The organism is Thermoclostridium stercorarium subsp. stercorarium DSM 8532 (assembly GCF_000331995.1).
Lineage (GTDB): Bacteria > Bacillota > Clostridia > DSM-8532 > DSM-8532 > Thermoclostridium > Thermoclostridium stercorarium.
The window spans coordinates 2,340,780-2,367,768 of sequence record NC_020134.1 but is presented as its reverse complement, the minus strand read 5'-3'; the positions used below and the strand labels follow the sequence as shown (position 1 = coordinate 2,367,768).

Genomic DNA, 26,989 nt, shown 5'->3' with positions numbered 1-26,989 from the left:
GTGTCAAATGCCATTAAAGTAAAGAAGCGTTCCCTTGTACTCCTGATTGTATATACGGTGCTGATCGTGGCGTTGATTGGACGTGTCGGCTATTTTCAGATTGTAAAGGGTGAGGAGTATTCAATCAAGGCTTATGAAAGACAAACAAGAAGCAGGATTATTAATCCCAAAAGAGGAACAATATACGATCGTAACGGTAAAGGATTGGCAATAAGTGCGTCGGTGGAAACCATTTCGGTTAATCCGCCGGATTTTATGGACAAAATGAAGGATACGCCGGAAAAAATTGATCAGATAGCAAATGATTTGGCGGAAATACTGGATATGACCCCTGAAAGTATTAAGGCGAAGTTAACGTCGAATTCAAGCTGGGCGTTTATAAAAAGAAAGGTTGACAAGGAAGTAGGTCAGAAAGTCAGGGAATACCTGGTTGAAAACGAAATAACCAGCATTTATGTGGACGAAGATTCAAAACGCTATTATCCGAACGGAAGGCTTGCGTCGCATGTCCTGGGCTTTACAGGGGATGACGAGCAGGGGCTGAACGGAATAGAAAAAACCTTTGATGAAATTTTAAGCGGGAAACCGGGTATGGTGATGAGTGAGTTTGACGCCGGCGGAAGGCAGGTCAAATACAGCCCGGAAACTTATGTTGAGCCTGTGGACGGATACAACTTATACCTGACAATTGATGAGACAATTCAGTATTTTACTGAAAAAGCGCTGGAACAGGCGGTTGTGGACTATAAGCTTAAAAGGGGCGCGGCAGCCATTGTAATGGTTCCCAATACCGGCGAAATTCTTGCAATGGCTTCAAAACCCGATTATGATCCTAATGATCCCTTTGCAAAGCCTGATTTTGTGGAAAAGGAGGACTGGAAGGGGAAGGGGAGCTCGGAAGACGTGGAATTGCTCTTCCAGACCGTATTCAGGAACAAAGCACTGATGGATACATATGAACCGGGTTCAACATTTAAAGCCATTACTGCAGCGGCTGCGCTGGAGGAAGGAGTGGTAACTCCGGATACCGAGTTTGTATGCACCACCGTTCATCTTGCGGGACATAATATTAACTGCTGGAAGGCCGGCGGTCACGGCGCTGAGACTTTCCGAGTCGGTGTTTATAATTCATGTAACCCGGTATTTGTGAAAACAGCACTGGCTCTTGGAATAGATAAATTTTATCAGTACGTGAGAGCTTTCGGTTTCATGGAGAAAACAGGAATAACACTGAACGGTGAGCCTGCCGACAATGAATACCAGTGGCACAAGGACCCGAAGGAGATAGATATGGCGGTAAGCTCTTTCGGTCAGCGCTTTACAATATCACCGCTCCAGCTTATTACTGCGTACTGCGCTATCGCAAACGGCGGAAATCTGATGAAACCGATACTGGTAAAACAAATCAGTGACAGCGAAGGTAATATAATAGAAAAGGCAGAACCCCAGGTGGTAAGAAAGGTTATTTCGAAACAGACGTCGGATACTCTCAGGGAGATACTTGCGGGTGTCGTGTCCGAAGGAACAGGGCAGAATGCATATGTAAGCGGGTATAAAATCGCCGGCAAAACCGGAACATCGGAAACGGTTGAAACCGATACTGAAGGCAGGTATATTGCTTCCTTCGCCTGCTTTGCGCCCGCGGACGATCCGAAGGTGGCTCTTGTAGTGATACTTGACCATCCTCAGGTATATCCCCACACCGGAGGAACAATAGCCGCGCCCGTGGCAGGAAAACTTATGGAGGAAATACTTGATTACCTTGGGGTTGAAAGGGAATATTCCGAAAAGGACAAACAGTTGATGCTTAAGGAAATGTATGTTCCTGAAGTGAGGAACATGAAGCTTTCTGATGCAATAGCCAAACTTAAGGCTTACGAGCTGAACTATACCATTGAAGGCGACAACCAGTCTGACGACGCAATAGTCTACGAGCAGACACCGAAGCCGAACAGCAGTGTTCCGAGCGGCTCCACCGTTATACTTTACACATACAAACCCGATGATGAACTAAAGGTGACAATGCCCAACGTTCTGAACAAAGAAGTGGATGAGGCGGCGGAAACGCTAAGGAAAGCCGGCCTTAATATCAAAGTTGAAGGAATTGGGCGCGCCATGAGGCAGGAATTCGAACCGGGTACCGAGCTTAACAAAGGCCAGGTGGTTACCGTATGGTTCGAACTGACTGAAACCGACTGATAATGGAGGTAAATTTATGAAGTTGTCAAAGCTTATTGAAGGTCTGGACATTCTTAAAATAGAAGGCGACGTGGACAAAGAAATTTCAAGGATAGTGTATGATTCGCGCAGGGCCGTGCCGGGATCGCTGTTTGTATGCATAGACGGCTTTAAAACCGACGGGCACAAGTATATACAATCGGCAATGGATAACGGTGCCGTTGCATTTCTGGTGCAAAAGGACGTACCCGTCCTTGAAAACATGACTGTAATAAAGGTGCCGGACACACGCTATGCACTTGCACATGTTTCGGCGGCATTTTTTGAGCATCCGTCCGAACACTTTACGCTTATAGGCGTTACCGGAACAAAAGGGAAAACCACGGTAACTTATATGATTAAATCCATTCTCGAACAGGCGGGGCAGACGGTAGGTTTAATCGGAACGGTTGCCAATATTATAGGAAGCGAAAGAATCCCTGCACAGAGAACCACGCCCGAGTCCCTGGATCTGCAGGAAATGTTCAGCAATATGAAAGAAAAAGGCGCCGATGCCGTTGTTATGGAGGTTTCATCCCAGGGACTGAAGCTTAACAGGGTGGGGGCGATAACTTTTGATGTCGGCGTATTCACCAATCTGTCGGAAGATCATATAGGCGGAAATGAACATCCTGATATGGAAGATTACCTTAAATCGAAGATAAAGCTTTTCTCAATGTCGAAGCGGGGGCTTATAAATATTGATTCGGAATACGCGGGAAGGGTTCTTGCCGAAAGCAGGTGCCCGTGCATGACTTTCGGAATTGAAAACAAGGCGGATGTTTATGCCGAGGATATTGTTACTCACGCCGACAGTGTTGAATTTACGGTAAAAACCCCCTGGTTCGGAGGCCGTGTTAAAGTTTCGGTTCCGGGCAGGTTTACTGTATACAACGCACTGGCTGCAATCGGCGTCGCTGGAATGCTGGGAATGGGTTTTGAGCATGCAGTTAACGGGTTGAAAAACATTCATATTCCGGGCAGGGCGGAAATTGTGCCAACACCCGGCAAACCCTACACGGTTATGATTGATTACGCTCATACCCCGGACAGCCTGAGAAACATTCTTTCAACGGTGAAGGAGTTTGTCCCGAACAGACTAATCAGTGTTTTCGGGTGCGGAGGTGATCGGGACAGAGGCAAGAGACCGCAGATGGGTAAAATTTCAGGTAAGATTGCAGATTTTACTATAATAACGTCCGACAATCCAAGAACAGAAGACCCGATGGCAATTATCAGGGACATCGAAGAAGGCATAAAACAGACTGACGGACAATATATTATAATCGAGGACAGGACTGAAGCAATACGGTATGCGATGAGCATTGCAAAAGAGGGGGACATTATTGTATTAGCCGGAAAAGGACATGAAACCTACCAAATATTCAAAGATAAGACCATCCATTATGACGAAAGGGAAATTGTAAAGGAAATCCTTGAAAGTATGGAGTGAAAAAAATGGAAAAATTACGGGCTGATAAAATATCCCAATGGGTCAATGGCAGACTCATAGGTAACGAAAATGCCGTGGCTGACAAAGTCAGTACCGACACACGGACATTGACGAAAGGGAGTCTGTTTGTGGCCATTCGCGGAGAAAAGTTTGACGGCCATGATTTTATCGGTGAGGCTTTCAGGAAAGGCGCCGGAATTGTTCTGAGCGAAAAGGAATATCCTGTAAGCGGAGATAATGCTGTCATCCTTGTCAAAGACACCGTCAAAGCCCTTGGCGATCTTGCCAGAAACTATATCAAACTTTTCGACCTGACCGTTATCGGCATTACCGGAAGCGTGGGGAAAACCACTACAAAGGAAATGATAGCCCAGGTTCTGTCCACCCAATATAAAGTACATAAAACCATGGGTAATTTCAATAACCAGATTGGTCTTCCCCTGTCGGTATTGAATCTTGACAGAAGCCACTCGGTAGCGGTTTTTGAAATGGGCATGAGTGCTATGGGCGAAATAGATTATCTTTCAAGGATTATTCAGCCCGATATCGGAATTATAACCAATATAGGAATTTCCCATATAGAAAAGCTTGGTTCCAGGCAAAATATCCTGAGGGCTAAGCTGGAAATTATCAATGGAATGAAGGAAAACGGGGTTTTAATACTTAACGGCGATGATGAGCTGTTGTCAGGGCTCGAAGGACTGCTTCCGATGCCGGTTGTCTTTTACGGTATCAATGATAATTGTAATGTAAAGGGCTACGGTATCGAATCCTTGGGCGAAAAGGGAGTACGCTTTACCGTCAATATCAGGAACAGGGATGTGGATATCTTCCTTCCGGTTCCCGGAATCCATAATGTGTCCGATGCATTGGCGGCAATAGCCTGTGCCATAGAAATGGGCATAACCGATGAAAATATTCAAAAGGGATTAATACAGTATTCCAGTGAAAAAATGAGGATGAACATAGTGGAATACGGGAATGTTAAAGTGATAAACGATACATATAATGCGGCTCCTGCTTCTTCCATGGCGGCTTTGTCGGTTTTGAGGGAAATTTCAGGATCACGAAGAAGCATTGCCGTCCTGGGTGACATGCTGGAGTTGGGCGCTTACTCTGAAGAAGCCCACAAAAGCGTAGGAGCCTGTGTCGCCCATGAAAATATCAATTACCTGGTTGCAATCGGTGAATTGGCGAAAGACTACGTCGTAGGTGCAGTGGAAGCCGGAATGGACAAGAAAAGGATTTTGCATTTCCCCGATCCTGAAAGTGCGGTAGATTCCCTCAGGGAACTTATCGAGCCAAATGACGTGGTGCTTTTTAAGGCTTCAAGAGGGATGCATCTTGACAGGATAATAGAAGACATTTTCGAAGATGCAAATAAGAAATGACGATAACGTCGAAGAAAACTTCGATTACGGTACGTTGAGGAAAAATTGGACACAGTTCCGGGAGGATAAATATGAATATACCAGATCATATAGCAGTATTTGTTATTGCATTTGTAATTGCTTTGATAACGGGGATAATTTTGATTCCGGTGCTTAGGAAATTGAAATTCGGTCAGACGATCAGGGAAGAAGGGCCGAAGACTCACCTGGTGAAGCAGGGAATACCCACTATGGGTGGTTTTATATTTCTTGTTCCACTGGCTGTTGTCGGCGGATTTTATGCATTTAAGGACAGAGACATGCTGGCGCTGATTCTGACAACGTTCGGTTTCGCGCTTGTAGGGTTTGTTGACGATTTCCTTAAAGTCAAAAGGCACAACAAGGATGGGCTTACCCCAAAACAGAAAATGCTGGGTTTGCTGATTGTAGCCGCATGTTTTACAGCATATGTAGTTACAATGACCAATGCATGGGAAAAGACAGTAATACCGTTTATAGGGCTGGATAATCCGGTGAATGTTCCGGTTGGGATATTTATCCCGTTCTGCATTTTTATACTCCTTGCCTATACCAACGCAGTTAACCTGACCGACGGGCTGGACGGCCTGGCGGGCAGTATTACGGTGGTTGTGCTCGTTTTCTTTACACTGGTTTCAATGCTGAACAATGAGTGGAACACAACAAAACTTTTCTGTGCGATTTTGGCGGGGGGCTGCCTTGGATTTCTTACCTTTAATCTGCACCCTGCGAAGGTGTTTATGGGTGACGTCGGCTCTCTTGCCCTTGGCGGAGCGGTTGCGTCGGTGGCGATACTGCTTCAGATGCCTTTTGTTCTGGTTATAGCCGGAATGATTTACTTTATCGAGAATGTTTCGGTTATACTTCAGGTGGCTTATTTCAAGAGGACGGGGAAAAGAATTTTTAAAATGGCGCCGATTCATCACCATTTTGAATTAATGGGCTGGAAAGAGACCAAAATAGTAATCGCCTTTCTTATTGCGACGATATTCTTCTGTGCAATAGCTTTTGTTTCTTTGAGGTGAGTATGAAACGAAGGGATTTTGATTTCTGGATATTTGTAACGGTACTGCTGCTTCTTGCGTTGGGAATAAGCATGGTTTACAGCGCGAGTTCCTACTATGCCAGCCGTAAATTCGGCAATAAGGAGTATTACCTCGTCAGGCAGCTTATTTGGGCAACCATTGGGATTGTGGCAATGCTTTTGGTGTCAAGAATTGACTACAGAAGAATTGCGCAGTTTTCACCCATTATGATGCTTGTCAGCATCGTGCTTTTAATCCTTGTCAGAATCCCGGGAATAGGTTCGAATATAAACGGGGCATGGAGATGGTTTAACTTCGGACCTTTCTCATTCCAGCCTTCGGAAATGGCAAAACTGTCGATAATTCTGTTCTATTCGTTCAGTCTTTCCAAAAAGGCCGACGAGTTGCAGTATTTCTGGAAAGGGCTTGTACCTTACCTGCTGGTTGTAGGAATTGTGGACGCCCTGCTGATGCTGCAGCCGCATTTCAGTGCCACGATACTGGTAACCGGCGTTGCGGTGATAATACTTTTTACGGCCGGGGCGAAAATCTGGCATTTTATATTGCTTGCCATTCCCGTAATACCGCTGGGAATATATTTTGTTCTAACAGAAGAATACCGTTTGAAAAGACTGCTTACATTCCTTGATCCTTTTGAAGATCCCACCGATACAGGTTTCCAGATTGTAAACTCTCTGTATGCGATTGGTTCGGGAGGTATATTCGGAAAGGGTATTGGACAAAGCGTACAGAAACACCTTTATATACCCGAGCCCCATACCGACTTTATTTTTTCAATTGCCGCCGAGGAACTAGGGTTCATAGGTGCCACCACAATCCTGTTACTGTTTCTTGTTCTGATCTGGCGCGGCATAAGAGTGGCAATGCATGCTCCTGATACTCTCGGAAGTCTTATATCGGTCGGACTTACATCACTGATTGCTCTGCAGGTGATTGTAAATGTTGCTGTCGTAACTTCTTCAATGCCCGTTACGGGAATGCCGCTTCCGTTTTTTACATACGGCGGAAGTTCGCTGGCTTTCCTTCTGGTGGGGATAGGAATACTTCTCAACATATCCAGGCATTGCAATGACAAATACCGCCTGAAAAGGGAAAAGTATTAATCATCTTCAAAAAATAAGCCTATCACTATTTGAGCAATGCCAATAAGAATAAATACAGCGCCGAGACCGTTCATGAAATCATTGCCAGCATTGCTGACGGTGAGTGCTGAAATTATTACGCTTCCGCTTAAAAGGAAAAAACCTCCGGATATTACAGATTTCATATATCCACCTTTGTTTCACAATGTTTTGGCATGCCAATTTTACACTTCCAAATGCATATCGTGCGCTATCGCCATCGGCGATAAGGCACATGTCAGAAACAGCAGGAATTTCCCCGGATCTGGCGTCCTGTCAAAAATAAAAATCCTTTTTCATAATTAAATTAACTGATTATGCCATTGTTTGCAAGTTAAATTTATATTACAGATGCAGTAAGAGCAGTAATTTTTATCCTGAATGTCGAAGTATAAGTCCACAATAACGGTTGCCCGCCTGCCGGGAATACGGAATAAGACAAGCACCAAGTAACAGATTTTTTCAGCCGGCATAATATAAACTATGAGCTATGAAGAAACAGAACTTTTCAAAAGGCATCTCACTGTGAATAACCCCGTAACGTAGGAAGCAAAAGCCGGAGGTGTTTTTTTTGGATAAGTTTGTCGTTGAAGGCGGTAACCGTCTGCATGGCGAATTGAAAATCCCGGGGGCTAAAAACGCCGTTTTGCCGATTCTGGCTGCAACCGTTCTGAACCGCGGAACAAGCGTAATAAGGAACTGTCCGGTTCTTGAAGACGTAAAGACAATGCAGGAAATCCTTTCCTCTCTGGGGCTTAAGGTGGAACACGACGGTCAGAGCATTATAGTGGACGGCAAAAACCTTTCATCCAATACAATTCCCGAATCCCTTGCCAGCAAAATGCGGAGTTCCATCGTTCTTATGGGTTCAATGCTTGGAAGAACCGGTGAAATTTACATAAGTTACCCGGGTGGATGTGCCATTGGGCCGAGGCCGATTGATTTGCATTTAAACTCGTTACGGAAAATGGGAGCGGAAATAGATGATTTATATAAGGGTATACTTCATTGCAGGGTAAAAAAATTTCAGGGGACGGAAATTTTACTGGATTATCCGAGCGTAGGGGCGACCGAAAATATAATGCTTGCAGCCAGTCTGGCAGAAGGAGAGACAATAATCCGGAATGCGGCAAAAGAGCCGGAAATCGTGGATCTTCAAAATTTTCTCCAGGCATTGGGAGTGAAAATACACGGTGCGGGTACGGGGGTTATACATATTAACGGCTGCAGGGAGATAGAAAAGGATGTTACATACAGCGTAATTCCCGACAGAATTGTGGCGGGGACCTATATGGCGTGTGTGGCGGCCACCGGCGGTGAATTGGTTCTTGACGGTATTGATTATGAGCATGTCAGTTCAATTGCTTATCTTCTCAGAAATTGCGGTGTGTCCGTTGAGCTTTTGAATGATAAAACCATCAGGATAAAATCCGACGGAAATCTTAAGGCCATTGAAGTTATACGCACTTCGCCATACCCGGGATTTCCGACGGATATGCAGCCTCAGTTTGTGGCAATACTGTCAAAGGCAAAGGGGACCAGCGTGGTAATTGAAACTGTTTTTGAAAACCGTTACGGTTATGTTGAACAGTTAATGCGGATGGGAGCCGATATTACAGTAAGGGAAAGAGTGGCGGTTATAAAAGGCGTTAAAAGGCTTACCGGCGCGTTTCTTGAGGCCAGCGATCTAAGAGGAGGGGCGGCGCTTACTATTGCAGCGCTTGCAGCCGAGGGAACAAGCGTAATTAACAATGTGAAGCATATAGACAGGGGATATGAGGCATTTGAAAAGAATTTAGGCGCGATCGGTGCAAAAATAAGGAGGGAATGATTATTACCGGGAAAGAGCGTTTAATTGCAGTAATAATGACTGTGTGCTATAATTATTTGCGACCGCTTCTTTTTTCTTCCATAATATCGTTGGTGTGTAAGGAGTATAAATGAAAAGATCCGGTAAAAGCGATGAATTTTTAATATATCGAAAAAAATCGGGCAGGAAAAAAACCGTTAAATCGGTATTTGTTGCGGTGATACTCATCGGAAGTGCGGCAGCGGTATTAATGTTTTCTCCGCTGCTTTTATTGTCAGATATATACGTTAATGAGACGGTAAACTATACTGCGGAGGAAATTATTGAGGCATCGGGCATACAGAAAGGAGAAAACGCACTGAAATATCTCGGAGGAAGCCTCAGGCACCTGTTTCATTTCCGCATGGGTATAGCTGAAAAAAATGTGGAGAAACTGCCGTGGGTTAAATCGGCGGAAGTTAAATACGTTTTCCCGGACAAGGTATACATAAATGTAACGGAAAGGAATGCAATAGCATGGATACGTTATTTTGGCAATTATCTGCTGGTGGACGAGAAAGGTTATGTGCTTGATGTGGAAACCCAGCTGGATGACAGGTACCCGGAAATCAGGGGAGTGCAGTTGGACAGATTTGTACTGGGGGAGAAAATTCAGACGAAGGAACCAGAAAAGTTAGGCACGGTAGTGCAATTGCTGGAAGGACTTAATGCCGTGGATGCGAATTCATCTCAGAAACTGGTTGAAGTCATAGACTGGATCGACATCCCTGAAGACAAGGAGTTATATTTTTCTCTTGACAATCGGATTACGGCGAAAATAAAAATGGACAGTGAATTGGTTTACAGACTTTCATATTTGAAGGAATTATATTACAATTATATCAGGCCCGAGGAACGGGGTATGATAGATTTTTTTGACAATAAGTATGCCCGTTTTATAGCCGAATGAAAAAATTTATTATTAACATGGAAGTGAGTGAATTATGATTCCGCTGCTTGGTTTAATTATAGGTTTGATAATAGGAATTTTGATTCCGTACAATATTCCCAAAGAATATTCAAATTACGCCGCAGTGGCGATACTTGCGGCTCTTGATTCGGTTTTCGGTGGCTTGGCCGCGTCCATGAACAACAGTTTTGACATAAAAATATTCTTGTCGGGTTTTTTCGGAAATTCCCTGCTTGCCGCATTACTTGCATATATCGGTGATAGACTGGGGATTTCGCTGCACCTGGCTGCGGTATTTGCGTTTGGAAACAGAATTTTTCTGAATTTCGGATTCATACGGAGAAAGCTTATTGAAAAAAATACCGAAAAATAATGGTACTATGCTTGATTTTAAACCTTATTAATATATAATAAAATTATGAAGTGCGTTACAGGGTGAGATCTTCACATAAGATAAAGGTTAGCGAAAAAGGGGGATACGGGTTTGCTGGAATTTGATCTTGATATGGAAAACTTTGCCCGAATTAAGGTTATAGGTGTTGGCGGCGGAGGAAATAACGCAGTTAACCGAATGATTGAAGCCGGACTCAGAGGTGTGGATTTTATAGCGGTTAATACCGACAAGCAGGCATTGTTTTTGTCAAAGGCCAACACAAAAATACAGATAGGGGACAAGCTTACGAAAGGTCTCGGTGCGGGCGCAAACCCTGAAATCGGAGAAAAAGCGGCGAATGAAAGCCGTGATGAGATAGCAATGGCAATAAAGGACGCCGATATGGTGTTCGTAACGGCAGGAATGGGCGGTGGAACCGGAACGGGAGGAGCACCGGTAATTGCTCAGATAGCCAAGGAACTGGGAATACTTACTGTCGGCGTTGTAACAAAGCCTTTTCTGTTTGAAGGCAAGAAAAGGATGCAGCAGGCCGAGCGCGGCATAGAGAATTTAAGAGCGGTGGTTGATACGCTTGTCACCATTCCGAATGACAGGCTTTTACATATAGCTGATAAGAAAACATCCATACTTGAAGCATTCAGAATGGCCGACGATGTTCTTCGTCAAGGTGTGCAGGGTATCTCGGATCTGATTGCGGTACCCGGTTTAATCAACCTTGACTTTGCTGACGTAAAGACAATAATGCTGGAACAGGGCCTCGCGCATATGGGAATTGGGAGAGCGAGCGGGGAAAACAAGGCTGAGGAAGCGGCAAAACAGGCCATTTCAAGTCCGCTGCTCGAAACTTCAATAGAAGGCGCAAGGGGCGTATTGCTGAATATCACCGGCGGACCCGATCTCGGTTTGCAGGAAGTCAACACGGCTGCAGAACTGATACAGAACTCCGCTGATCCCGAAGCGACCATTATATTTGGTGCCGTTATAGATGAAAACCTGAAGGATGAAATAATAATCACGGTTATAGCAACAGGATTTGACAAGGCACGTGAACAGAAGAAACAAAGCAAACTTCTGAATGCCAGCGATGCAAGCGCTGCAATGAAGAATACCTCCGTAAAGTCGGAGTCTGAAGATGATGACGACGGGCTTGATATCCCCATTTTCCTTAAACGCAACAGGTTCAGATAACAATGGGAATAATATAAAATATAAAAAATTTTAAGTGCCAGATCAGAACGGAATGATCTGGCATTATTTATTTATGAATGTGCAGTTCCGTGAAAATTGTGATATCATTTAAATTAAACGGTAATTGTATTCCGTTCGGCTTACGATTTCCAAAAAGGAGTTGCCGTGATGAAGGACATAAAAGACATTGTAAAAATGCAAAGGGAATATTTCGCAAAAGGCGAAACGCTGGATTTGGATTATCGGATTAATGCTCTCAGAAGGCTTAAGGAATATATAAAGAAATATGAGGAGGAGATTTGCGGAGCGCTTAAAGAAGATTTGAACAAATCTCCTTTTGAGGCCTATGCGACGGAAATCGGATTTGTTTACGCCGAATTGAATGAAATGATAAAAAAGCTTCCACGGTGGAGCAGAGTGAAAAGAGTCAGAACACCGCTTACACAGTTTAAATCGGTTTCCTACATTGTATCCGAACCTTACGGCGTTGTTCTTATAATGTCACCGTGGAATTATCCCTTTCAGCTTTCAGTAACGCCGCTGATCGGGGCAATAGCGGGCGGAAACTGTGCCATAGTGAAGCCTTCGGCATATTCTCCCCGAACTTCGTCGGTTATTGCAAAAATAATTGGAGAATGTTTTGAAAATAAGTATATAGCCGTAATTGAAGGAGGAAGAGAAGCAAACGGCGAGCTTTTGAACGAAAAATTCGATTATATCTTCTTCACCGGAAGTGTCGGGGTAGGGAAAGTAGTGATGGAAGCGGCATCGAGAAACCTGACTCCGGTCACTCTGGAACTGGGCGGAAAAAGCCCGTGCATAGTGGATAAAAGCGCAAATATTGAAATATCCGCAAAAAGAATTGTCTGGGGGAAAACGGTGAACAGCGGACAGACGTGCGTTGCGCCCGACTACTGTTTTGCCCACCGGGAAATCAAACAGGATCTTATCGAGGCGATGAAAAAGTGTATCAGGGATTTTTATGGCGAATCGCCGTGCAAAAATCCCGAGTACCCTAAAATTGTGAATGAAAAGCATTTCAAGCGGCTGCTGGCGCTTCTTGACAGCGGCGAAGTTGTCGAAGGCGGGGATTTTGACGAAGAAAACCTTAAGATATCCCCTACGATACTTGACAACGTAAGCTTTGATTCCCCTGTAATGCAGGAGGAAATATTCGGGCCCATTCTCCCGGTTATAGAATATGATGATATCGAAAAGGTGATCTCGTATATAAACAGCCGCCCGAAACCCCTGGCGCTGTATCTTTTTACCGGGGACAGAAAACTGGAAAAAACGGTTATAAAAAGAGTTCCTTTCGGAGGAGGCTGTATTAACGATACCCTTGTCCATCTTGCCACGTCCCATATGCCTTTCGGAGGTGTAGGGGAAAGCGGAATGGGCGGTTATCACGGAAAGTGGAGTTTTGACACGTTTACCCATAAAAAGAGTATTATGAAAAAATCATTTTTGATGGATATTGAACTTAGATATCCGCCTTATCATGATAAATTGGGCATATTGAAAAAATTAATGAGGTAAATGCATATTGTAACTTGTCCGAACATACAAATTGAATCAACGGCATTTTAACCTGTAAAATTATTAATTAGTCTGGAGATTCCTATGAGTTTACGGTTTATATACGGAAGGGCAGGATGCGGAAAAACGCGTTTTTGCCTGGAAGAGATAAGGTCCAGGATAGAAAGCGGATGTACCGGCCAATTGTATCTTCTAGTTCCTGAACAATATACCTTTCAGGCTGAAAAGGACCTGATAGACCTGATAAAGCCGGGTGGAATCCTGAAAAACGAAGTACTCAGTTTCAGGCGCCTTGCTTATAAAGTTTTTAACGAAGTCGGGGGTATTACCTATCCTCACATTCATCCTGCGGGTAAAAGCATGATTTTATACCGCATACTTGACAAAATGGACAAAAATTTAAGATATTTCAAAAATTCAGTAGATAAGCCGGGATTTGTAGGCAGGCTTTCCGAACTTGTCAAGGAATTTAAACATTATAACGTAACCTTTGATAAACTGGATGAAATATGCGGTAAACTGGATGACAGGGATCCGCTGAAAGATAAAATAACCGAGCTTAAAAATATCTACATTGCCTTTGACAAGACGGTAAAGGAACGCTACAGGGATGCTGATGACGATCTTACCGTCGCAGCGGAGAAAATGAAAATGTCGAAACAGTTTACCGATTCGGAAATATGGATTGACGGGTTTACCGATTTCACTCCGCAGGAATATAAGATAATAGAGGTTTTGCTTACACAGGCCAGACGGGTTTCGATCACCCTTGTATGTGACAGGCTTGATGATCAGACATCCGAGCTGGATGTCTTTTCCCCTGCGAAAAAAGTCTATCGCAAAGTTCTGAATCTGGCCATGAAAAACAATGTCGCATATGAACCCCCGGTTTTTTTAAACCCGAAACCTTTATACCGGTTTAAGGATAATCCTGAACTCGCCCACCTTGAAAGCAATTTGAATGTTCATCCGTATAAGGTTTATCCCCGTGAAACCGAAAATATATCGCTGTTCTCCTCGGTAAATGTCTTCAGCGAAATAGAAGCCACGGCAAAGGACATTTTAAGGCTGTGCCGCGAAAAAGGTTTCCGGTTCCGCGACATAGCGGTGGTTACAAGAAATCTTGACGAGTACCAGGGGTTGATTGAAGCTGTATTTAATGACTACGGAATTCCGTGCTTTCTGGACAGAAAACTGGATATATCAAATCATCCGCTGGTGATACTTATTTTGTCAATGCTGGATATATTCACGGAAAACTGGTCATATGAAGCGGTTTTCAGGTATTTGAAATCAGGGCTTACCGGGATAGAACAGGATAGGATTGACAGACTGGAAAATTACGTTCTTGCCTGCGGGATACGGGGAAACCAGTGGACCGAAGAAAAAGACTGGAACATGATTCCGGAATTTTTCCCTGATGAGAATGGATCGGGACATGACGAATTTTCACTGGAAGAAATAAACAGAACACGGAAGGAAATAATCAAGCCGCTTATGGAATTCCGGTATAAAACAAAAGGGAGAAGGACTGCGGAGGAATTCTGCTCGGCATTGTTTGATTTTCTGTGTTACCTGAAAATCCCCGAGCAGATGGAGGCGATTATTGAGGATTTCCGCAGCAGGGGCGAACTGATCCTGGCAAATGAATACTCGCAGGTATGGAACATGGTCATTGAGCTCATGGACCAGATTGTTGAGGTAATGGCGGATGAAACCTTTGGCGTAGAGCGTTTCGCGAACCTTATCAGAATAGGTTTTTCTGAATATAAAATCGGATTAATACCCGCATCGGTCGACCAGGTGCTTGTGGGCAGCATAGAAAGGTCAAAGAGCCATGCGGTAAAAGCGCTTTATATCCTGGGAACAAATGACGGTGTCTTTCCGGCCAAAGGCAACGAAGAAGGAATCCTTACCGACGACGAAAGGATTAAACTGAATGAAATGGGGCTTGAGCTGGCCAAAACCAACCGGGAAAAAGTATTCGACGAGAATTTTCTGATTTACAGGACCCTTACAACACCTTCGGATTATCTGCGCATAAGCTGGCCTATAGCCGATCAGGAAGGAAGAGCATTAAGGCCTTCGATTATAATATCGCAGATAAAAAAGATATTCCCGTTATGCAAGCAATACAGCAATATTTTGCCGCCCCAGTCCAATGAGGAGATATTGAATGAAATATCGTCAAGACGCGCCGCTTTCAGGCAACTGATAACCGTTTTGCGGCAAAAGGCCGACGGAAGGGAAATACTGCCCGTATGGCGGGATATAGCCCTGTGGTATTTAAAAAACGACGAGTGGAAAGAAGAGTTTGAAAGGGCCAGAAAAGCATTCAGTTACCGGAATATAGCCCAAACCGTTGACTGGGACAAAATCAAAAAGCTTTACGGAGATACTTTCATATCCAGCGTTTCACGGTTTGAACGCTACAGTGCCTGTCCGTTTTCTTTCTTTGTACGGTACGGTCTTAAGGCGAGGGAAAGGAAAATCCTCCAGTTCAGCCCGCCTGATGCGGGTACGTTTTTGCATACTGCAGTGGAGAAATTTTCACGGGCCGTTCAAAACAGCCGGCAGCAGGGAGAGAGTGGCGCGCTGCGAAATGAAGCCTCGCAGGATGTTATTACATGGCGGACTTTTGACAGGAAGTGGTGTGAACAGAAAGTATCGGAAATAGTGGATGAAATGCTTGGAAAAATGATGGGAACAGGGCTTTCGTCATCAAAACGGATGGTTGTGCTGGCAAACAGGTTAAAAAGAGTGGTGACAAGGTCCGTATGGCTTATTGCCGAACATATACGCAGAAGCGGATTCGATCCCGTTGACTATGAAGCCGGGTTTGGAGACAATGAAAAATATCCTCCGATTGTGATTGAGCTTGACAACGGCGAAAAGGTTTTTCTGTACGGACGAATTGACCGAATTGACGCGATGGATACGCCTGAAGGAAGATACATCCGCATAATCGATTACAAGTCGGGGACAAAGGATTTCAGAATCGACAATGTATATTACGGTTTACAGATACAACTGGTTACATACCTTGACGCAATATGGGATTATTTTTCAAAGAACGGGAAGAATGTAATGCCGGCGGGTATACTTTATTTCAAACTGGATGATCCGATATTGAAAACGAACGGGCATATATCCGAGGAAGAAGTTGAAAAGGCAATCATGAAACAGTTGCGTATGAAAGGGTTGTTACTGGCCGACGTGAAACTGATTAAGGAGATGGATCGTACGATTGACGGACAGTCATTGATTATTCCCGCATCGATCAGTAAAAGCGGAACTTTGGGCAAGAACTCATCGGTTGTGACAATGGAACAGTTTAATATCCTGCGCAAATATGTACGCAGACTTCTGAAGGAATTAAGTACAGAGATCTTTAACGGGGCGGTCCCTATATTGCCGGTGAAAAGCAGGTACGAGACCGCCTGCAAGTACTGCAGCTACCTTCCCGTATGCCAGTTTGATGCCTCGCTGAAGGAAAACACCTATCGTATTCTGTATGAAAAAGACAACGACGAGATATGGAATCTTATGAAAAGGCAGTGATGCTGATTGGAACGAAGCAATAACCCTGAAAATGTCAAATATTTGGAGTTAAATAACGGCGAAACCGAATCGGGAGACCGGAAACCGGGCACCAAATGGACATCGGAGCAATTGCAGGCGATAAATGCCCGGAACTGCAATCTGCTTGTTGCCGCTGCAGCCGGTGCGGGAAAAACTGCCGTGCTCGTGGAAAGAATAATCAGAAAAATAACCGACGGGACAAATCCCGTCGACATTGACCGGATGCTGATTGTAACCTTTACAAATGCCGCGGCTGCGGAAATGCGGGAACGCATCGGCGAAGCAATTACAAGGGAACTGGACAAAAACCCGGGCTCGGAAAATATGAGACGTCAGCTGAGCCTTCTTTCAAGGGCCAACATTATGACCATTCATTCTTTCTGTAAGGAGGTTATCACAAAGCATATAGAAGCGGCTGAGATTGATCCCGGATTCAGGATTGCCGATGAAGCCGAAAGCGTACTTATGAGAATTGAGGCAATGAATGAAGTAATGAACGAGCAGTATGAGGAGGACAGGCAGGACTTCATTGAGCTGCTTGACTGGTATGGGGGCAATATAAATGATCAGAGGATACAAGAAATGGTAATTGATATTTACAATTTCATCCAGAGCAGCCCGTGGCCTGAAAAATGGCTTAAGGAAAGCGTAGAAGCGTTCAATGTGGACGAAACTTCGGATTTTGCAAGAACCCTGTGGGGGAAAGTAATTCTCAGATCATGCCGTGTTGAGCTGGAAAATGCGGGGAACATGCTGCAAAGGGCCATTGAAATGCTGCGTAATGCCGAAGGCCTTGAACAATACATACCTGTGTTTGAGGAGGATTTGTCAAATATTGAAACCCTTCTGAGTGCGGTTGCCAAAAGTGAACAGGGCGAAAAAGGCGGCCCGTCCTGGGACGATTTGTATGAAATGGTTCACCGCATTACTTTTTCGAGACTGCCGAGGGCAGGGAAAAATGCCGACGAAACAAAACAGGAAACGGTTAAAAAGATACGCGATACGGTGAAAAATATCATTAATAAAAAGATTATGGAAAAATATATAAGTGATAATTCATCAAGTATCATAAGCGATTTGCGGAAGGCCTATCCGGTAATGCAGTGCCTTGGAAGGCTTGTAAGAGAATTTACCGAACGGTATAACGAGAAAAAAAGGGTTAGATCGGTTCTTGATTTCAACGATTTGGAACATCTGTGCCTTAAAATTCTTACCGAGGAAACCGGGAACGGTATAGTGCCCTCGCGGATTGCCATGCAGTACAGGGATTATTTCGATGAGGTAATGGTGGATGAATACCAGGACAGCAACATGGTACAGGAACTTATTATAAGGATGATTTCACGGCATGACACCGATGCTCCCAACGTTTTTATGGTGGGAGACGTAAAGCAGTCCATTTACCGGTTCCGTCAGGCGAGACCCGAGATATTCATCGAAAAATACAATACATACCTGACCGATGAAGGGGCGAGGAACCGGAAGATACTTCTTTATAAAAACTTCAGAAGCCGCAGTGAGATCATAAACGCCGTAAATTTTGTATTCGGCACGATAATGTCGGAAGATGCGGGAGAGATTGACTATACAGAAAAAGAAGAGCTAAACCCCGGCGCGGTTTTTGGGAAATGTACCGCTGAAGACGCCAAAACAGGGGGATTTGTTGAATTTCACCTGATACAAACCGATGAGGACGAAAACGGTTCTCAAACCGAAACGCATGAAAAGGCAGGCGGCGATAATGTTTATGAGCCGGCGAATGATGAGGAAATTACCGAAATTATAGATAACATTCAGAGCGAAGCCAGGCTGATTGCCGGCAAAATTCTGGAACTGACCGGCTGTGACAATGAGGGAAAAAGCTTTTATGTTTTTGACAAAACAAAAAATGAATACAGGAAAGCCGAGTTTAGGGATATTGTAATCCTTCTACGGGCTACGAAAAACTGGGCTGAAGTATTCACCGACGAACTGGCGGCAAAAGGCATACCATGCTTTGCAGACACGGGAACGGGTTTTTTCAAAACCACGGAGATTCAGGTTGTGCTGTCACTGCTGCAGGTTATTGACAACCCTCTTCAGGATATTCCGCTTCTGTCGGTATTGCGCTCACCGGTTTTTTCATTTACTACGTCGGAACTGGCTGCGATACGTGCGGCCGACAGAAAAGCATCAATATATGACGCGCTGAAGGTCATGGCAGAGAAACACCCGCTGGAAGAGGGATCCGGCAGCGACAGGTCTGCAGCGGAAAAAGCGGCGATGTTTCTGGAAAAGCTTGCTATCTGGCGCGAGAAGGCACGGCATATGCCAACCGATCAGCTGATTTGGTACCTTTACCATGATACCGGTTATTACGACATGGTTGGCGCAATGCCGCAGGGCGAACAGCGCCAGGCAAATTTAAGGATTCTGTATGACAGGGCAAGGCAGTTTGAGAAAACAAGCTATAAGGGGCTGTTTAATTTTATAAATTTCATTGACAAAATCAAAAGCAGCAGGGGTGACATGGGTAGTGCCAGAATCCTGACCGAAAATGACAATGTGGTGCGGATTATGAGCATACACAAAAGCAAGGGACTGGAGTTCCCTGTTGTTTTTGTTGCCGGGTGCGGCAAGAAGTTTAATCTTACCGATGCGAGCAGAAGTGTGCTGGTTCACCAAGAACTCGGGCTGGGACCCGACATTGTGGACCTGAGACTGCGAATCTCCCATCCTTCGGCGGCCAAAATTGCGATAAGCGAGAAAATCCGTTCCGAAACCCTGTCTGAAGAAATGCGCATACTGTACGTAGCAATGACAAGAGCAAGGGAAAAACTGATAATGACCGGCTGTGTGGGTAATATCGGAAAGGCGGTGTCAAAATGGGCAGAAATTTCATACGGGGATGGACATAAAATTTGCGGCAGCAATGTGTTAAAATGCTCAAGCTACGCTGACTGGATAGGAGCTGCGCTTGTAAAGAAATATCCGGGTTTTGCTGATGAAATCAAAAATAAAAAGATATACACCTGCGGGAATGATGATGACGATCCTGATACCGGAAATACAAACAAATGGCTGATAAGGGTATGGGATAAAAAGGATATGCTGAGTACCGGGATGCGGAATGAAGAGAATGAGGCCGACTTTCAGCAGTGGCTGGACGAAATTGCCGAAAAGGGAGAGTATACCGGATACCGGAAAGAGATAGAAGAACGCCTCAGTTGGGATTATCCGTACATGATTTTGGGCAGGATACCGGCGAAGGTAACCGTAACAGAACTGAAAAGGAGGTTTGAAGCCGAGCTTTTTGACGAAGCAGGCAGAATTCCCATACAGCTTCCGGTACTTGTAAAAAAGCCTTCGTTCCTTGAAAAGAAAAAAGGTTTAAGCCCGGCCGAGAAAGGTACCGTCATGCATTTTGTAATGCAGCACCTGGATTTTACCAACCCCGATATAAAAGGGCAGATTGAGGAAATGGTCAAAAAGGATTTATTGACCGAACAGCAGGCCGAAACGGTTGACACTGAAAAAATAGAACTTTTCCTTAAGTCCGAACTGGCCCGGAGGATGCTTGCGTCAGGCAATGTACAGCGGGAGGTGCCGTTTAATATTGAAATACCATGCCATGAATTATATCCGGAACTGGTGGACGAAAAATACAGGAATGAAAATTTGCTGCTTCAGGGCATTATCGACTGCTATTTTGAAGAAAAAGACGGCCTGGTGCTCGTGGATTACAAAACAGATTATGTTCCATTCGGTGATACAAACGTGATAATTGAAAGATACAGAATCCAGATAGAGTATTATGCGAGAACGCTTGCCGTTTTAACAGGCAAAAGGGTGAAGGAAAGATATATATATCTGTTCTCTACCGGTGAGATTGTGGAAATGTAACGGATAAAAAACGGACTTTTTTAAGTATGAAGATATGTCTGGGGATAAAAAATTTTTTCGTAAAAACAGGAGGTTAAGTTGTGCTGAAAGTTGAATTTCTTGTGGCGGGAGGAATAATCACGAACTATAAATGTTCGTCAAAATGCAGGCACTGCAGCTACTCCAGCTCTCCCAAATGGCCTGATGATTACATGACGCCCGACGTTGCCGATGAGATATTTTCGATTTTAAAAAGGCTGGGGTGCAGTTCGGTTCATATCGGCGGCGGTGAACCGCTTCTGAAACCCGACAGAATTTTGGATATCCTTGATTCTGCGGCAAAGAACGGTATGGATATTGAGTATATTGAAACAAACGCGTCGTGGTACAGGGATGAAGCATCGGCGGTGAATATCCTTGCCGAACTAAAGAGACACGGCGTGCATACCCTTCTTATATCAATAGATCCGTTTCATAATGAATATATACCGTTCCGGAAAGTCAAGGATTTAGTCAGGGCGTGTTCAAAGGTGGGACTTAATGTGTTTCCGTGGCAGATGGAGTTTTGGGATGAGATTGACATGTTGGATGAAAATACACCCCATTCCTTTGACGAGTATACAAAACTTTTCGGGAAGGATTATCTTTTGAGATTGCCCGCAAAGTACGGCCTTAATATGAAAGGGAGGGCATTTGTTACATATAAACCCTATATGAGAATGCAGCCCTTCGAGCAAATAATGCGGGAAGCGGGGCCGTGCAGGCTGTTGTCGGGATTGTACCACTTCCATGTCGATTTATACGGTAATTTTATTCCCCAGTCATGTCCGGGACTGGCAGTCCCGCTAAAGGAACTGGTGGACGGGGCGGATACTGACAAGTACAGGATATTTTATAATCTGGATTCTGCGGGCGTAGCTGGCCTGGCCGGGCTGGCGATGAAGGAGTACAGGTACATCCCTAAGGCGGAGTATGCCGGAAAATGTGATCTCTGCTATGATATAAGAAACCATCTGGTTCTCGGATTGGGGCTGGATCTGCCTGATTTGAAACCCGACGGGCATTACAGGTATGTCTGATCCTGCTCCGCCTTCTTTGTCCAACGGCCCAAAACGGCTGAAAGCAGAGTGAGCACCCCGGAATTGTTATACAGGTTATTGACTTGCGGCAAAAACAGCGGTAAAATAATGATGTCACGACGTTGCGGCCCCATGGTCAAGCGGTTAAGACACCGCCCTCTCACGGCGGCAACAGGGGTTCGAATCCCCTTGGGGTCATCGGAACTAAAAAGAAGCTGTCTCGAAAATGAGGCAGCTTTTTGTTTCACCTGTTTCCTGTCGAAAAATCCTTAAAGGGTAATATTGCGATGTCATAAGGGAAAAGAATTTCAGAGGATGGCTAAAATGTAATTGCGGTATGCGTACAAGGGAAGATAATGTGTCCCCTCCACAGGGAGGATAAGCGGCTGGGCTGATAAAATAAACAGGAGATAATCGAATGATAAATAAAAAGGAGAACGAATTATGCGTTCTCCTCATTTATGCCTAAATGGCACTGGACAGTTTTTCAATGCCTATATTGATTCTCCTTAAAGTTTCCTCCCTGCCAAGCACTTCGGCTATTTCCGATGCGCCGCCCGGAGTTACAAGCTGGCCAGAAATTGCTATCCTCACCGGCCAGAAGATCTGTCCGGTTTTTAGCTGAAGTTTTTCGGCCAAAGCCGTCAGAGCTTCATATATACTCTTCTCATCCCAGTCGTTAATACTTTCCAGAACGGGCAACGCTGCCTTAAGGCTGTTTAATGAAATTTCAGGGTTGGTCTTTGACTTCTTGTTTGTATAAAGCGCCAGATCATATTCGGGAAGGTGGTTGAAAAAGCCGAGCTTTTCAGGTATCTCCGACAGGACATCCACCCTCGGCTGAAGCATTTTTGCAATCGGAAGGGTGGGAAGGTCCTTTTCCAGCCCCTTCTTAATCCATGGCAGCGCTAATTCATGAAATTTCTCCAGTGACATTGCCCGGATATATTCGCCGTTAAACCAGCGCAGCTTTGCTATATCAAAAACCGACGGTGATTTGCTGATACGCTCAACTGAGAAAATCCTCTCAAGCTCTGCCAGGCTGAAAATCTCCTGATTGGTTTCAGGCGACCAGCCGAGAAGGGCAAGGTAGTTTATTATTGCTTCAGGCAGGTAGCCCTGAGCAAGAAGATCTTCAAAAGTGGCATCGCCTTTACGCTTTGATATTTTTGAACCGTCGGGCTTTACAATCAGAGGCAAATGCACATAAACCGGCACTTCCCAGCCGAAAGCCTCATACAGGAGCTTGTATTTCGGCGTGGACGACAGGTACTCGCTGCCACGCACAACGTGTGTAATGTGCATAAGGTGGTCATCTATCACATTGGCAAAATTATATGTGGGATACCCGTCGGACTTAATAAGTATTTGATCCTCAAGCTCACTGTTGTTGACCGTTATTTCGCCGTAAACGGCATCGTAAAATGTTGTAGTGCCTTCGGTGGGCATTTTCTGGCGTATAACGTAGGGTTCGCCGGCTTCAAGCCTTTTCCTGACTTCCTCTTCCGACAGTTTCAGGCAATGACGATCGTAACGGAAAACCTCGCCTCTTGCACTGTACTCTTTTTGAAGGGTTTCCAATCGTTCCTTAGAACAGAAACAATAATATGCATGACCTTTCTTTACGAGTTCTTCAGCATATTTAAGATAGATGTCTTTACGCTGGCTTTGGATATAGGGGCCGTACGGACCGCCAATATCCGGCCCCTCGTCATGTTTTAACCCGCAAATTTTTAAAGCGCGATATATAACATCCACCGCACCCTCAACAAGGCGTTCCTGATCCGTGTCTTCTATTCTCAGGATAAATTTTCCGCCGTTAGCACGCGCAATAAGGTACTCATAAAGTGCCGAACGTAAATTACCTATATGAATATAACCTGTCGGGCTTGGAGCAAAACGTGTTCTAACAACTGACGATGACATAATTAACTCTCCTGACATTGATATAATTAAAACTTATAAAGATTACCCTCATCCTTTTTAAAAGGCCGAGGGCAACTTTACTGAAAAAATACAGCAGCTTATCGCCACTGCTTTTATACCAATCCGCATGCCTGCAATATGTCATTTAAGGCATGCAATAACTTTCCCAAATAAATGAAAATGGAGCTGGTGAGGGGATTCGAACCCCTGGCCTATTGATTACGAATCAATTGCGCTACCGCTGCGCCACACCAGCATCTCGGATCATTTGAAACTGAGATATATCGTAACAGTAACATTAATTATTATAGCAGTATTATTTATAATTTCAAGATTTTAAAGCAATAAAATTTTCTTCTATTCCATAAAGGGTAAAAATATAATAAAATATAAGTGTGGTTGATCAGTGTATTTTTTAACGGCTTATTTCACGTCCTTACAGCCTTTCACCGTTTCAGGTTAAAAAAAGAAGAAGGGAGGAATGTAAGGTGAAGCTGATTTTAGCGATTATTAGCGATGAGGACAGCAACCCGGTTATCAGTGAATTGGGAAAAGAGGGTTTTGGGGTTACTAAACTCTGTTCAACCGGTGGTTTTTTGAGATCGGGAAACACCACCATAATGGTGGGTGCCGATGAGGAAAAGGTGCCCGAAGTTATTGATATTATTAAGAGGAAATGCAAGACGAGGAAAAAGGCAATGCCCAATCTGGATTTGTCCGGCGGTACAGGTGTGATGGGGATGGCGTTCCCTGTTGAAGTAACCGTCGGAGGTGCTACGGTATTCGTTCTTAATGTGGAACGGTTCGAAAAATTATAGCGTATTTTGTTCGTTGACTGACGATGAAAATTAGCGGAAAAGGAACAGCAGGATAAGTTTATGGACAAGCACAATAATTCATCTCAAAATGGTTTTGCAATGTCGCTGGCTGATTATGAGAGAAGCCGCCTGATGGCTATAATTGAAGGAATTTCAGCCAGGATTATTTTTGGGCTTACTACAGGTGCGTTTTTAACAGGGTATTTGAAGTTTCTCGGCGCAGATGACGACCTTTGCGGACTGATAGCCGCAATCCCGGGTTTGGCCAGTGTTATACAGTTTTTTTCCCCGATGCTTCTTGAGAAACTCAGCAGGAAAAAACCTATAGTGACGGTTTTTAATGCTCTTCACCGGATTTTGCTTGCAATTCTCGTATTTATACCTATTTTGCCCGTATCAGTGGAAATGCGTCTTTATATGGCGGGCGGACTGTATTTGCTTTCACATTTGATGGTGAACCTCGTTGCACCTGCTACTACTATGTTATTTATAAGCCTTGTGCCGCAAAATATGCGGGGAAAATTCTTCAGCGTCAGGGAAAGGTACCTGATATTCGTTTCAAGTGTTGTCAATGTAATATTCGGCGGTGTTTTAGACGAGTTCGAATTGCACGGCAGGGCATTCGATGGCTATATTTTAATGTACGCAATTGTATTTATGGCAATGCTTGTTAATCTTTATGCTTACATCTCCATAAAAGAGCCGTATGTAAGCCAGCCCACATGCAAAATAAACCTTAAGCAGTTATTTGTCATGCCGCTTAAGGAAAAAAGATTCAGGAAAATTATCATTCTGTTCTTTTTATGGGGTCTTTCGATGAACTTTTCCAATCCGTATTTTTCCGTTTACATGGTATCAAAGCTGAAACTCAGCTACACGTTCATTACCGTCAGCGGGTTTGTTAACTCATTTTTCTATGTCATAACCGTAAGCATATGGGGAAAAATGGCCGACAAAAAATCTTTTACATATACGGCAATGCTGTCAATTGCATTACTCGGGATTACGAATATTATTTGGTTTTTTGCCGTTGGCCAATCGGTTCTTACATACGTCATCGTAATGCTCGTCCATATTACCGGCGGAGTGGCCTGGGCGGGAATTGGAATATCTCTTTACAATATTCCGTATGAATACACCCCCGAGGAAGGGCGGACGGTTTACCTGGGCTTTAACGCCGCACTGAGCGGGCTGATAGGGTTTGCTTCGTCGATGCTTGCATCGTACATGGTCGGCGCAATGGCGGATTACGCCGGCTCTTTTGCCGGAATGCCTGTAACGCAGTTCCAGCTGATATTTTTAATATCGGGTATATTCATACTGGTCACGTCGGCCTATATATGGTTTGCGATTATAAAGCCGAAGTTACATGGAAATGTTTAATAAAACAAATAAACAATTTACTTTTGCCGAACTCATGCTATAATAAGATTTGCATCAGGGTTAACTGTCAAATTATAAGAAGGGAAAGGAATGATGAAATGAGCCTGATTCTGTTGGAGCAGTTAAAGCCACAGATTTCCGAACTGCTTACTGACATTGTTGATTTGAGGGATTCTCTTTGACATTCCTGAGATGGAGAAAGAACTGGCCGAACTGGATCAGAAAGCGCAGGAACCGGGTTTTTGGGATGATATCGAAAATTCGCAGAAAATTCTGCAGCGAAGCAAAAATCTTAGGGATAAACTTGATGGTTTCAATAAGCTGAAAACTGACTGTGAAGATCTTTTAACCCTTGTTGAGCTTGCGCTGGAAGAAAAGGACGAAAGCGTATTTGACGAGGTCGAGAGCAATTTTAAGGAGATCAAATCCAGGTTTGAGAAGTTAAAACTGCAAACCCTGCTTAAAGGAGAATATGACAAAAACGACGCGATTTTCACTCTGCATGCGGGCGCGGGCGGTACCGAGGCAATGGACTGGGTACAGATGCTGCTCCGCATGTATACACGGTGGGCCGAGAACAATAACTATGAGACCCGCATACTTGATTTGCTTGAAGGAGAAGAGGCCGGAATTAAGAGTGTCACCGTGGAGGTTAAAGGCGAGAACGCCTACGGATTCCTGAAAAGTGAAAAAGGCGTACACCGCCTCGTAAGAATATCCCCGTTTGACGCGTCGGGCAGAAGGCATACATCCTTTGCGTCAATGGAAGTATTGCCCGTTATGAATGATTCGGATGAAATACACATTGATCCGGAAGATATTAAAATGGACGTATTCAGAGCCAGCGGTGCCGGTGGCCAGCATGTAAACAAAACATCGTCGGCTGTGAGACTTACCCATATTCCCACGGGCATTGTGGTTACATGCCAGAATGAAAGATCCCAGCACCAGAACAGGGAAACGGCGATGAAGATGCTGTACGCGAAACTTCTGGAGCTGAAGGAAAGGGAAAAGCAGCAGAAAATTAACGAGCTCAAGGGCGAGCAGATGGATATTGCATGGGGAAGTCAGATCCGTTCGTATATATTTTGCCCATATACACTGGTGAAGGACCACAGGACCGGCTATGAGGAAGCCAACGTGCAAAAGGTTATGGACGGGGAAATAGATGAATTTATAAGCGCTTATTTAAAATGGAATGCGAGAAAGTAAAA

The 26,989-nt window shown here is 44.4% G+C and carries 18 protein-coding genes and 2 tRNA genes; 17 read left to right on the top strand and 3 right to left on the bottom strand.

What is annotated here, in order from left to right:
* The 5 genes from CST_RS10215 (at position 1) to ftsW (ending at position 7,228) form a co-directional block, all read left to right on the top strand.
* Positions 1 to 2,199 (top strand): penicillin-binding transpeptidase domain-containing protein, encoded by a 2,199-nt coding sequence (locus CST_RS10215; protein ID WP_015359826.1) that lies wholly within the window; start codon positions 1 to 3, stop codon positions 2,197 to 2,199.
* 16 nt (positions 2,200 to 2,215) lie between these two features.
* On the top strand, positions 2,216 to 3,670 hold the full coding sequence (locus tag CST_RS10210) for a UDP-N-acetylmuramoyl-L-alanyl-D-glutamate--2,6-diaminopimelate ligase (protein ID WP_015359825.1): 1,455 nt from the start codon (positions 2,216 to 2,218) through the stop codon (positions 3,668 to 3,670).
* Positions 3,671 to 3,675: 5 nt separating this feature from the next.
* Positions 3,676 to 5,061, top strand: a complete 1,386-nt coding sequence (locus CST_RS10205; RefSeq protein WP_015359824.1) for a UDP-N-acetylmuramoyl-tripeptide--D-alanyl-D-alanine ligase — start codon at positions 3,676 to 3,678, stop codon at positions 5,059 to 5,061.
* 71 nt (positions 5,062 to 5,132) lie between these two features.
* Positions 5,133 to 6,104, top strand: coding sequence for a phospho-N-acetylmuramoyl-pentapeptide-transferase (mraY, locus tag CST_RS10200; RefSeq protein ID WP_015359823.1), 972 nt, complete (start codon positions 5,133 to 5,135; stop codon positions 6,102 to 6,104).
* A gap of 2 nt (positions 6,105 to 6,106) precedes the next feature.
* Positions 6,107 to 7,228 carry a putative lipid II flippase FtsW gene (gene ftsW, locus CST_RS10195; protein ID WP_015359822.1) on the top strand — a complete coding sequence of 374 codons (1,122 nt, stop codon included), beginning with the start codon at positions 6,107 to 6,109 and terminating at the stop codon, positions 7,226 to 7,228.
* On the opposite strand, the gene CST_RS13560 is transcribed toward ftsW, so the two are convergent.
* A complete protein-coding gene (locus CST_RS13560; protein WP_015359821.1) occupies positions 7,225 to 7,392 on the bottom strand; it encodes a hypothetical protein in 168 nt (55 codons plus the stop codon). The genes ftsW and CST_RS13560 overlap by 4 nt on opposite strands.
* 425 nt (positions 7,393 to 7,817) lie before the next feature.
* Between CST_RS13560 and murA the strand changes: the two genes are divergently transcribed.
* From murA to CST_RS10150, 9 genes are all read left to right on the top strand, one after another.
* Complete coding sequence (gene murA / locus CST_RS10190) at positions 7,818 to 9,077, top strand: UDP-N-acetylglucosamine 1-carboxyvinyltransferase (RefSeq protein ID WP_015359820.1); 1,260 nt, start codon at positions 7,818 to 7,820, stop codon at positions 9,075 to 9,077.
* A 109-nt stretch (positions 9,078 to 9,186) separates the two neighbouring features.
* The gene (locus CST_RS10185; protein WP_015359819.1) at positions 9,187 to 10,005 is read left to right on the top strand and encodes a cell division protein FtsQ/DivIB; all 819 of its coding nucleotides are present in this window, start codon (positions 9,187 to 9,189) and stop codon (positions 10,003 to 10,005) included.
* A gap of 34 nt (positions 10,006 to 10,039) precedes the next feature.
* On the top strand, positions 10,040 to 10,378 hold the full coding sequence (locus CST_RS10180; RefSeq protein WP_015359818.1) for a small basic family protein: 339 nt from the start codon (positions 10,040 to 10,042) through the stop codon (positions 10,376 to 10,378).
* Between the two features lie 111 nt (positions 10,379 to 10,489).
* On the top strand, positions 10,490 to 11,587 hold the full coding sequence (gene ftsZ / locus CST_RS10175) for a cell division protein FtsZ (RefSeq protein ID WP_015359817.1): 1,098 nt from the start codon (positions 10,490 to 10,492) through the stop codon (positions 11,585 to 11,587).
* 168 nt (positions 11,588 to 11,755) lie between these two features.
* On the top strand, positions 11,756 to 13,126 hold the full coding sequence (locus CST_RS10170) for an aldehyde dehydrogenase (protein WP_015359816.1): 1,371 nt from the start codon (positions 11,756 to 11,758) through the stop codon (positions 13,124 to 13,126).
* A gap of 84 nt (positions 13,127 to 13,210) precedes the next feature.
* On the top strand, positions 13,211 to 16,687 hold the full coding sequence (gene addB / locus CST_RS10165; protein WP_015359815.1) for a helicase-exonuclease AddAB subunit AddB: 3,477 nt from the start codon (positions 13,211 to 13,213) through the stop codon (positions 16,685 to 16,687).
* 6 nt (positions 16,688 to 16,693) lie between these two features.
* On the top strand, positions 16,694 to 20,590 hold the full coding sequence (gene addA / locus CST_RS10160; RefSeq protein ID WP_015359814.1) for a helicase-exonuclease AddAB subunit AddA: 3,897 nt from the start codon (positions 16,694 to 16,696) through the stop codon (positions 20,588 to 20,590).
* 80 nt (positions 20,591 to 20,670) lie between these two features.
* Positions 20,671 to 21,648, top strand: coding sequence for a radical SAM protein (locus CST_RS10155; protein ID WP_015359813.1), 978 nt, complete (start codon positions 20,671 to 20,673; stop codon positions 21,646 to 21,648).
* A gap of 126 nt (positions 21,649 to 21,774) precedes the next feature.
* Positions 21,775 to 21,846: transfer RNA gene (locus tag CST_RS10150), tRNA-Glu, on the top strand.
* 267 nt (positions 21,847 to 22,113) lie between these two features.
* Here CST_RS10150 and gltX read toward each other — a convergent pair.
* Both gltX and CST_RS10140 read right to left on the bottom strand, forming a co-directional pair.
* The gene (gltX, locus tag CST_RS10145; protein WP_015485108.1) at positions 22,114 to 23,574 is read right to left on the bottom strand and encodes a glutamate--tRNA ligase; all 1,461 of its coding nucleotides are present in this window, start codon (positions 23,572 to 23,574) and stop codon (positions 22,114 to 22,116) included.
* Positions 23,575 to 23,755: 181 nt separating this feature from the next.
* Positions 23,756 to 23,830, bottom strand: a tRNA-Thr gene (locus CST_RS10140).
* 232 nt (positions 23,831 to 24,062) lie between these two features.
* Between CST_RS10140 and CST_RS10135 the strand changes: the two genes are divergently transcribed.
* The 3 genes from CST_RS10135 (at position 24,063) to prfB (ending at position 26,987) form a co-directional block, all read left to right on the top strand.
* A complete protein-coding gene (locus CST_RS10135; protein WP_015359811.1) occupies positions 24,063 to 24,392 on the top strand; it encodes a cyclic-di-AMP receptor in 330 nt (109 codons plus the stop codon).
* Between the two features lie 60 nt (positions 24,393 to 24,452).
* Entirely contained in the window at positions 24,453 to 25,775 is a 1,323-nt protein-coding gene (locus CST_RS10130) for an MFS transporter (RefSeq protein WP_015359810.1), read from the top strand.
* 104 nt (positions 25,776 to 25,879) lie between these two features.
* Positions 25,880 to 26,987 (top strand): peptide chain release factor 2 gene (prfB, locus tag CST_RS10125; RefSeq protein WP_335743712.1). Its coding sequence is split into 2 segments (ribosomal slippage): positions 25,880 to 25,942 and positions 25,944 to 26,987, totalling 1,107 coding nucleotides; the frame shifts between segments, so codons are not numbered across the junction.
* The last annotated feature ends 2 nt before the right edge of the window (positions 26,988 to 26,989 follow it).